At 36.3% G+C, this 10770-nt stretch carries 6 protein-coding genes and 2 pseudogenes; 2 read left to right on the top strand and 6 right to left on the bottom strand.

The features are described 5' to 3' along the window. The 5 genes from BBROOKSOX_RS07210 to BBROOKSOX_RS07190 form a co-directional block, all read right to left on the bottom strand. Positions 1-687: AAA family ATPase (locus tag BBROOKSOX_RS07210; RefSeq protein WP_180323904.1), on the bottom strand; the 687-nt coding region annotated here is incomplete at its 3' end. Positions 688-758: 71 nt separating this feature from the next. Further along, positions 759-1919, bottom strand: a complete 1161-nt coding sequence (locus tag BBROOKSOX_RS07205; protein WP_180323903.1) for a restriction endonuclease subunit S — start codon at positions 1917-1919, stop codon at positions 759-761. Further along, positions 1919-2353, bottom strand: a complete 435-nt coding sequence (locus BBROOKSOX_RS07200) for a hypothetical protein (protein ID WP_139660532.1) — start codon at positions 2351-2353, stop codon at positions 1919-1921. The genes BBROOKSOX_RS07205 and BBROOKSOX_RS07200 overlap by 1 nt, the downstream gene beginning before the upstream one ends. After that, a complete protein-coding gene (locus BBROOKSOX_RS07195) occupies positions 2346-5318 on the bottom strand; it encodes a type I restriction endonuclease subunit R (RefSeq protein ID WP_139660530.1) in 2973 nt (990 codons plus the stop codon). The genes BBROOKSOX_RS07200 and BBROOKSOX_RS07195 overlap by 8 nt, the downstream gene beginning before the upstream one ends. 93 nt (positions 5319-5411) lie before the next feature. Next, a complete protein-coding gene (locus BBROOKSOX_RS07190; RefSeq protein WP_139660529.1) occupies positions 5412-5702 on the bottom strand; it encodes a hypothetical protein in 291 nt (96 codons plus the stop codon). 356 nt (positions 5703-6058) lie between these two features. On the opposite strand from BBROOKSOX_RS07190, the gene BBROOKSOX_RS07185 reads away from it, so the two are divergent. Both BBROOKSOX_RS07185 and BBROOKSOX_RS12475 read left to right on the top strand, forming a co-directional pair. Beyond that, complete coding sequence (locus BBROOKSOX_RS07185; RefSeq protein ID WP_180323902.1) at positions 6059-9313, top strand: S8 family serine peptidase; 3255 nt, start codon at positions 6059-6061, stop codon at positions 9311-9313. 305 nt (positions 9314-9618) lie between these two features. Then, positions 9619-9697: pseudogene (locus BBROOKSOX_RS12475) on the top strand (hypothetical protein); the annotation flags it as partial. Between the two features lie 345 nt (positions 9698-10042). Here BBROOKSOX_RS12475 and BBROOKSOX_RS07175 read toward each other — a convergent pair. Continuing rightward, a pseudogene (locus BBROOKSOX_RS07175) lies at positions 10043-10770 on the bottom strand (fibrobacter succinogenes major paralogous domain-containing protein); the annotation flags it as partial.

Genomic DNA, 10770 nt, shown 5'->3' with positions numbered 1-10770 from the left:
AAGCCCATGATGAGTTGAGATGATAAATTTTTTATCTTTATCTTTCGAGTCTTTTATTAATTGAGCTAAATGACTGGCGACTATGATGACATTATTATCATCCAATGAAGATATGGGATCATCTATGTAAATAGTTTTAACCCATTTGTAATTTTCATCATTATCAATAGCCAACCCAGCAATAGCAAGAAAAAAAGACCATACAAAAATATTCTCCTCTCCACGAGATATTTTTATATCTTCAACTTTTTTCTTTTTGCCCTCTTTTATTATCTCTCGAGAGAAACTTACTTTTTTTGCCTTTAAATCAATGCTAAAATCAAAATCAGCATATCGACTTAAAAACTCTCTTACACGCGTTTCAATATCAAAACCCCTACCTTCAAACACTTTAAAAAACTTTGACTCTTTTAATTGCAAAACCCTCGTCGTATTATGTTCTAAATCATTGTCCCAATGAAACAGGTCCTCTGTAAAAGCATTAAAATAAAGCGTATCGCTTTTTTCTGTTGCCAATTCTTTAAAAGCCCCAGAGAGTCTTGTTTTTCCTACGCCGTTATGAGCAAAAATCACCTCTACTACAATTTTCTTTTTTTCTTCTTCTCTTTTTATGTTTTTATCAGCTTTCTTTATTGCATTTGATTTTAAGTGATTAGCTATTTTTTCCAAAGTCTTAAATTCTGTCATTTTTGCATCCATTTTTTAATTATTAATTGGTAGTTGTCAAGTCATCCTTGACAACTAAATTTACACATAACTTATTCATGTGCCACCTCACTACTCACAAACAACTGTTGCATTAAGCCTTTTTTGTGTTGTTTGAGTTGGGTTATTTTTTGGTCTTGTGCTTCAATAAGGTTGTCTAATGTGCTTAGGGTGTTGGCGATTTTTTGTTGTTCTTTTGGAGTTGGAATCAAAACATCTAAAAGTGCAAATTTTGAAATCCAATGTCTTTCATGGTTTCCAACCTCATATTTAATCATTTGCATTAATTCGTACATAAATTTAATATTCATACTCTCTTTTGCTAATAAAATTTTCATGGCTGAAGACTTTGCTTTGAATGGAAAATCAACATATTTTGTTGCAGTAGTAAAATCATCAAATATTATTACTGGTAAATTATTTTTAAAAATTCCACTTTTTTCATTAGTGTAACCTAAAATAAAAGTTTTGCCTGCTGTAAGAACAGGAGTATCATAGTCATCATTGTAATTTGTATCACTGACTAAATATTTTGTAGGCTGTAAATAGCCTAAACACTCCCCCAACTTCTTCTCCACCCACTCGCCACTAAACGCTTTAAATCTTAGTTTTGGTTCTCGTTCTCCCTCGGCTGGGAAAAGTTGCTGCATTAAGCCCTTTTTGTGTTGCTTGAGTGCGGATACTTTTTTGTTTTGTGCTTCTATAAGAGCATCAAGAGAAGAGAGGCAAGAGGCGATTTTTTGTTGTTCTTTTGGGATTGGGGTATTTATTTTTAAAGATTTAATATCATTTCCACTTACTGCTGTAAAGGTACTACCTTGCTCAAGTGAAACCCAATTTTTTTCATAAGATAATAAAAACTGATATATAAATTCTATATTATTATTTTCTTTTTTTGATAAAGAGCATACACCTCTGCCTATACAAGTTTTATGTAATGATTTAGCTATATATCCTACTGGCGCTCTTACTGTTAAAATTAAATCCCCTATATCACATAATTTAGTTGGTTCTGTAGTCCATTGTCTAGGATTAGAAAATCTATCTTTAATATCTGCATTTCCTTGTATTAAATATATTCCATTATTTGTATTATTATAAGAAGATGAGGCAGGAGATTGTCCCATATTTATATTAGATACATCTCCCAACTTTTTCTCCTCCCACTCGCCACTAAACTCCTTAAACCTAAGTTTAGGCACTAATCTACTCATCAATCCACCCATCTTAACAAATCGCTATCTATCTTGCTAAATGCAAACACCTTTTTACCCAAATCTTTTAAACTAGCCCCTATATGGTATGCTTGAGTCTTGTCTATAATTAAAAATCTATCATGATAGTTATTTGACTTTTTTATCTTTAGATTATTGTATTGTGCTTGGTATTTTTTACTGTCTAGTTGTAATTGTTTAGAGGTTGTTTTAGTATTGACAGGCTTATCAGAATTTGCAATATGCATTTTTTGCATATTGCTTTTTTTATCTACTTCATCATCTTTAAAGATATTACCAATATGCCTACTAATAACCCTTTGATTTTTATCAAATAGTTCAACTATTTGTTTTTGATTAAGCCAAAGAGTTTCATTTTTAAGTGCAATCTTTAGCTCAATTTCTCCACTATCATAAACTACGATATCACTCATCATAAACCTCCAAACCTGCAATATCGCCGTTCTTTACCATTTTTCGCAGTAAAGGGCTAAGGTCTTGCATCAGTTGTGTTTCTTTTTTGCCTCTTTCTTTCCAGCCCAAACCCAGTGGTGCAAACAGATCGGTGAGTTTCTCGCCATCAAAAATTTTGCGTTCTATGACTCTGCCTACAAATTCACTGAGGGTTTTTTGCGCTAGGTTGTGCTGGCGGGCTAGTGCGTTTAAGGCTTCTTTATTGTGTCTATGTTTAAAATGTTCATAGCCTTGTTTAATCTCCTCCACATCAAGGGGGCTGCCAATTTCTAAAGTATTAATGTAGGCTTCTATATCTTCGTGTTCGTCCGCCATATTGGCGTTTGATTTAAATCGCCTAATAAGTTGATCTTTGGTCATTGTTTGTTTGCTAGGCTCTTGAGTAGTGTAATTCGCAATCAAGGTCATAATGTAATCATAATCCACCACCGTGGAGGCAAACAGCACAAATTCAAAATCAAGTTGCTCCACCTCTGGGATAACCGCTTCGTTTTTATCTATTTTTTCTTGGAGTTGTTTGGCGGTTTCCAAATACATTACTTTAAACGCCTGTTGGGTGTCGGCAGGCATTGTTTGCTCTATGTCTTGCGTTTCTGTCTCGCTTAGGTTTGTGTGTTGGTCTAGCTGGGTTTTTAAGCGTTGCACTTGTTTAAAAATATTCACAAATTCGGCTTTTGCTTTGTCGCCTTTGAGGTTGGCAATTGCCTCTGGGGTGTTTTCCAACCCTTGGTTTTCTAAAAAATCGGCTAATTGTTGTGTGGCGTCTTTGAGTTTGTTAATGGTTTCTGATGCCGATTCAACCAGCCAAATTTCCCTGGATTGTTCGCTACTTGTTTCACCACTAAAAAGGGCAATAGCCTCATCAACGGCGCTTTGTTGTGAGCGAAAATCTAAAATATTGCCATACGGCTTGGTATCGTTCAACACTCTGTTGGTGCGTGAAAACGCTTGAATGAGTCCGTGATGCTTAAGGTTTTTATCTACATACAGGGTGTTTAAAAATTTGGAATCAAAACCTGTGAGCAGCATATCTACGACGATGACAATGTCTAGTTTTTTACTATGTGGTAGGTCTTTGTTTGTGTATTTTTGGTCTTTTATCCGTGTTTGAATGTCTTGATAATAACTGTCAAACTGAGCAATAGAGTGATTGGCGTTAAACAATGTGTTGTAGTCGTTGATGATTTCTATTAACGCTTGTTTTTTAAGATCTGGGTCTTGCTGATAGTCTGCTTTTTCGTTATTCAGGTCTTCTTGCAATTGGATAATGTCTTTATTACCCTGTGCAGGGGGAGAAAAAACACAGGCGATATTTAAGACTTGGTAATTTTCATCCTCTTTTTGTTTTTGTGCTTGCAACTCTTTAAAACACTGGTAATGCTCAATGGCGTGGTTAATAGAAGCCGTGGCAAAGATGGCGTTAAATTTTTTCTGTGCAGTGGTGGCGTTATGTTTTTCAATGATTGCCTTGACAATGGCTTGCTTGATTATTGGCTTATTTTTAGTGGGGTTGTCTGCTGTGTCTAGTTGAAAATAATCAATATGAAAACGCAAGACATTATTATCTTCTATGGCGTTGGTAATGGTGTAGTTGTGTAATTCATTTTGAAAAATATCTTTGGTCGTTTTAAAACTGGCTTGCGTGCCATCTCTTTGTTGGCTGGTTGCATTTTGCTCAAATATTGGCGTGCCTGTAAAACCAAAAAGTTGAGCGTTTGGAAAAAATTCTTGGATGGCTTTGTTGTTTTCACCAAATTGTGAGCGATGGCATTCATCAAAAATAAACACAATTCTTTGGCTAGCCAAAGGTTTTAATTGTTCTTTGTAGTTGTTTTTATTTGCCCCATCCAATGCTAAGCCCAACTTTTGAATGGTGGTAACGATAACTTTATCAGCGTAATCAGTAGATAAAAGTCGCTCTACAAGAGTATAAGTATTGGTGTTTTCTTCTACGCAATTTTCTTGAAATTTGTTAAATTCTTCACGCGTTTGGCGGTCAAGGTCTTTTCTATCCACCACAAACAACACTTTATGAATATTCTCATTTTCTTTTAAAAGTGTGGAGGCTTTAAACGAAGTCAGCGTTTTGCCACTGCCTGTGGTGTGCCAAATATAACCGTTACCCCTATTGTCATTAATGCATTCTACAATCGCCTCAACGGCATAAATTTGATACGGGCGCATCATCATCAATTTTTGCTCACTTTGCACCAAAACCATATAGCGATTTATCATTTCAGCAAGTTTGCATTTTGATAAAAACACTTCGCTAAATTCAACAAGGTTGGTTATTTTTTGGTTTTGCTTGTCGGCATAGGTATAAATAGGTAAAAATTTTTCATCAGCATCAAAATCAAAATGTTGGATGTTATTGTTAGCAAAATACCAGGTTTTGGTGTGGTTAGAAACAATGAAAAGTTGCATAAAACAAAGTAGCGTATTGATGTAACCATTGCCTTCATCATTTTTGTATTTAATGATTTGTTGCATGGCTCGTCTTGGACTTATTTGCAAGGATTTAAGTTCTATTTGCACCAAAGGCAAACCGTTTAACAGCAAAGTAACATCATAGCGATGAAAGCTGTTTTTAGTATTGATGCGAAGCTGATTAACCACCTCAAAAGAATTTTTACACCAATTTTTGATATTAATCAGTGTGTAATGTAGTGGCGTGCCATCTTCACGCTCAAAAGTATTGATTTCTCTTAGGATTTTTGAGGTTTTAAAAACATCAGGCTTTATTATCTGCTCTAAAATTCTCTTAAATTCATTATCGGTTAATTTAACATGATTTAAGGTTTCAAATTTTTCTCTAAAATTTTGATTAAGTGTTGTATTGTCTTTAATATCTGGGCGATATTGGTATCCTAATTCTTCTAACTTACGGATAAAATCATTTTCTATGTTATTTTCCTGTCTGCTCATATGCCGTATTTTAAACGAATTGAACCTATATAGCCATGAGACCTTATCTAGTTGGATATATTTAAATTTAATATCATTGACTTGTACCCAATCTTACAATACTTGAGAGCTGCATTCAGGATTCATTATTACCTCCAATGGTTTTAGTTTGCCACGCCACTTCTGATGTTGTTCGCCGTATTTTTTATCGTCAAACCAATTACCATACTTTGCATTAAACCACTCATCGTAACTAGAAATAGTTTCATCATTTGTAGCAACTTCATCTTTTAATTCAGTCTTAATGTTGTTGTCAATCATGCTTTTAACCTGTTCGTTAGATTGTTCGGCTTGAGTCAGTTTGTTTTTGAAAGCTTGTGCAAGTACACCACCTATTACTATCAAATCAAAGGTAAGTCACTCAATGATAATACCAATGCCATGATTAAATTCATTGAGACCTTTGCATAAATAGGGATGATTAGTAAAATCCAATTTTTGCCCAATGGGTGATTTCTTTAAACCTTGTCCTAGCAAGGCTAAGGCTGGGTTTAAAAAATAGCCAAGTGGATGAAAAAGTGGGTTTCTGTTGATTGTTCCTATTTATGCAAAGGTCTCTTACAAAAGGATTCATTTAGCCATTGGGTATATGACACCTGCTCAGAAGACGGCTGAATTGAAAAAAGTGGCTTGAAATTTACACTGCCTCTATTTTTAGACAGGATATAATGCTGTATTTATGGATTAAATTCACTATTCTTATGAAGCAATTAAATTTTATTGACACCGTTCCCAAGAAAATAATTCTAACGCTTATATTGTTTAATGGCATGGCATTGGCAGATACCAGTTGGGACACAGGTGCATACGCCAACAACGAAGATCGTAGTAAAGTTTTATCTATTGTTAACGCCACCTCCTTAAAGGTAAAAATCTCTGGCAACACTGAAAAAAACCATGATTATTTTTATATTTATGATAAAAACGGCAATCAATTAAAAAAACTGCATGGTAACAACATAAACGAAACTTTTGAAATTGCCGGAGATTATATTCGTGCTCGCTTAACTACCAATCACTCTGTTAACCATTCAGGGGTTAATGTGCAAATTGAAGATCGATCTTCCTATGACAATAGGGCAAATAACATGTTAATTCGCTTCGCAAATACCAGTCATAATGATCACGCTATTGTTAACGATTCTAATGTAACAGGCATTCCTCCCATTTATTCTGCTCCAGATCCAGATTTGATAAATAATAATATTTATCGATTAGAACAAGACATTAATCAATTAGTTGATACCAATGATCTGGTTGAGCTTACTTTTATTGAACATGATGCACAATTCAATACAACCAGGATTAACCTTTCTAAATCTGTCACACATGATGTTATTCATCGTTTGGTGTTAAATGATTATGTTGAATACTCTGAACCGAATGAACTTATCATGGGTTTTGAACAGGATGATTCGATAGGCGATCAGGATGACTTCGTCATTGATCCTGAACTGGAGTTTGTGAACGACCCTCTTTATAAGGATCAATGGGGATTAAAAGGTTATGGAATTAATCTGCCTGAAGCTCAAAAGTTCTTAGATACTGATAGCGGTGAAACGATAGTTGCCGTTATTGATACTGGTTTTATTAGGCATGAGGATTTGCTGGACAATATGTTAAAAGTTGCTGGCAGTGAAACTGATGTTTATGGCTATGATTTTATTGATAACGATACAAACCCCATTTTTGCAACCCAAAAAGAGAGTCACGGCACTTCTGTTGCAGGTATTATAGCGGCCGTGGGCAACAACGCCAAAGGTATTGTTGGTGTTGATAGGAGGGCGAGAATATTGCCTGTGCGTGCAATAAAGATCAAAGCAGGTCCCTCAGGTATTATTGAAAAACTTATAGGAAGCGGTGGTATCTCTCCATCAGCAAAAGCCATTATATGGGCATCTGGCGGTCATATTAATGGTGTACCCGATAACAAGTATCCTGCAACAGTTATCAATCTAAGTTTTGGAGCTAAAAGGCCATGCGAAAACCCATATGCAGCACCCCTTGGTGTCTATTCAACCTATGGCAATGCTATCAAAGAAGCAATATCTCGAGGTGCGACAATTATAGCTACAACAGGCAACAAGTCCAAATCAAGTACTGAATCCCCAGCGAATTGTAAAGGTGTCATTGCAGTTGGCGCCACTGATTTGAGCGAAGATCGATCTCTATGGGACAATGAAGGGTCTAATTACGGCAATAGAACGGATGTTAGCGCACCTGGAAGCAATATTATGTCTCTTGGTAAGAATGGTAAATATAAGGAAAGTGCTGGTACTAGTATGGCAGCCCCATTTGTTAGTGGCATCGCTTCAATACTTTCGCGGCAATTTTATTTCCCTCCAAGAGAAATAAAAAGAATTATTAAAAAATCGGCTCGTAACTTTCCAACACATTCCACTTGCACTAATGATGTCTCAAAAGTAGATGATGATAGCAAACAATACTGCGGTACAGGTATTGCTGATGTTAATCAAGCACTTGTTGAAGCAAAACGCCTAAAAGACCTAATAAAATCAGCAACAGCACTTACATTGAACGCCCCTATTCCGATAGAATCAAACACACTGTATAAGTTTGAAAGGACCACTGATGAAGATCTTGACTACTACATTAACTTCGAGCGAACTACTGAAAATAAAGGTTTAATAGACATTTTTGTTGCAACAGATGTAGTGCCTGATTCTGATGAAAGCACTGATTGTAAAATGACTTTCTTTGGTGATACACTCGTAACTATCACTGATACAAGCATCTCAGGACCCCTTTGTGCCACAAATATAAAACTTAAAAAGTCCAGAACACTCTATATTAAAGTCAAAGGCAAGGAGGAAAACGGTGTATTTAATTTAAAGGGTAATATCAGTATTAACGCATTGTTAAAATTTGAGTTAGCAAAACAGCGTGAAGCACGCCTAAAACAAATGGGGAAATTGGTAGGACCTGTTGTGGCAAGCAAATGTTATAGTCTACTTTCGTGCTCTTTTTTCATGAGAAAAAAGAGAGAGACAAGTCATTTTAAGTACCAGCTAGATGTGGGCACTATCGGACTTAACCAAACCTCAGTTAATTATTCTAAAAAAACACCCTCAGGCAATTCTAGCGTTTACTTTATCGTCCCCACACTGGGTAGTGTGGCTTATTCGGACTTTGGAGAAGTGCGAGAAAGTTTATGGGATGGATCCCCAGGCGCATCTAAAGTTATTGTTTGGGCGGTTGATAAGGATGGTCATGAGCAACAAATAGTATTGCGGGTGCAAAAGAAATTTAGCAATAAATGGATAAAAATGAATGATGGCGTACAACGCGATTATGGGCAAGTAAAAGTTAGCGTTCACCTTGATGACAATCCTGACTTAGCAGCAAATAACTATACTGCCGAATTTATGATAATCGGAGTTGGTTGGCACGATTCTGATTATAGGGCTCTTATTAAGGCAAAGTTAGATATTACCATTTATAAGGATTTTATTCAAAATGAAATTTATCCCTACCAGAGTAGCAATCATGGCATATTAAAGCTAGAAAAGATTGGTCTTAATCAGATTTCAGGCAATTATTCCAAAAAAACCCCCTCAAAGGATTCTAGTGTTTATTTTTACATACCTACCGAGCAGCCTAATGTTGTTCATTCGGACTTTACCAGAGCAAAACCGAGTCTATGGAATGGAAATACAGGTGTCTCTAAAATTACTGTTATAGCAACCAATAGCGCAGGTGTTGAACATCAGGCAGTATTAGATGTACAAAAGAAAGGCCCACTTCACGATTGGCTAAAAATGAATGATGGCGTGCAGCGTGGTTTTGGTCAAGTCAGAGTTAGTTTTGATCCTGATTCTAATCCTGATTTGCCAACAGGCAGTTATACTACCGATTTTATGATAATTGGGGCAGGTTGGCATGATGAAAATTATCGGGTAGGCATCAAAGCTATCATTGATTTTGTTAAGCACTAAGGTGTCAAACCAACTAAAAAAATAGTGCATTTCTAGTGCCATAGAAAACAATCCTAGGCATCTAAAAATGAAAAGAATAGACAGTTATTTGACAATTTTTTGAGTAAAAAAAAGTTGCTACTTTATGCGTTTTATAAGTTGTAACAGATTAATATAACACTCTTCCTGAGGTGGTCAAGTAAACTTCTTTCTGTAAATTGCCATCTATTCCATGGATTTCTCGTTCATTAAAAAACCTACCCGTTATTATTGTCCAAAGACAAATAAGCCTTAAAGCTTTGCCACTGCTCTGAGACTTCCATACCCAAAGCATGAGCAGATGGGGTAATTGTTGGGACAATGCAGTTATGGAACGCTTTTTTAGAAATTTAAAAACTGAGCGATTAAACCATCAAAGCTTTACCAATTATCAAGAAGTAGTAGAAAATGTAGAAAGTTATATTTATTGAGACCTTTGCATAAATAGGAACAATCATCAGAAACCCACTTTTCACCCACTTGGCGATTTTTTAAACCCAGCCTTAGCCCTGCTAGGACAAGGTTTAAAGAAATCACCCATTGGGCAAAAATTGGATTTTGCTAATCATCCCTATTTATGCAAAGGTCTCTATTTTTACAATTACAAAAGGATTCATTTGACCATTGGGTATATGACACCTGCTCAGAAGATGGCTGAATTGAAAAAAGTGGCTTGAAATGTGTCCAACTAAATTAGACCATTACAGCCGCTTAATCCTTAATACAACGAACGCTAAAACCGTCAATACGATTACTTACGTCAAAAATCGCACCTCCACTGTTGAATTTCAAATAAATACTATGCCTATTATTAGACGCCTGAACAGACCGAGTCCACATGCGGATATGACTGCCAACAATGGCGTCAAGCTTGCCTTTGTTATCTCGGAAGCCAGCATTTGGCAACCTAAGGAAGCCGGAGAAGGCCGTGTCATTGTTGATGCCAGTAGTATCTGCTGCTAACTCTGCCTGAGTTGGCACGCTAAAGCCTACTGGGCAGATGTCATTGACTCCGCCGTCTGCCCAAGCGACTACTCTCTTACCACCATTTGAATCTGCATTTGTCCAATCACTCTTGAAAGCAACATTCTTGGAATCAATAAACTTACCACTTACTGGAGTGAGGATAGTTGCCTGTGTTTGTGTTGTGAGTGAATTCTTAAATTCATGCCCATCGTCATTTCTACCCCATTGATAGTAATGTCCATAAGCGGCACTGTCATCCGCTTTAGTGGCTACTTGTGTTGCACCGAGATTTCTATCAAGCCACACTCTGCCTGTCTTAGATGAGGTGATCATTTTATAAGTTAACCCATTAAACGATATTGGGGTACGTGTTTTAATACAACGAACGCTAAGACGTAAATCCCGGTTAAGATCATCAAAATCCGCGCCGTTAGTACCAGGGCTAACGGCCAAATGACGACCCTTCGTCGCAT

The organism is bacterium endosymbiont of Bathymodiolus sp. 5 South (assembly GCF_900128535.1).
Taxonomy (GTDB): domain Bacteria; phylum Pseudomonadota; class Gammaproteobacteria; order PS1; family Pseudothioglobaceae; genus Thiodubiliella.
Note: the sequence above shows the minus strand (reverse complement) of the source record. Positions and strands in the feature narration are given on the sequence as shown.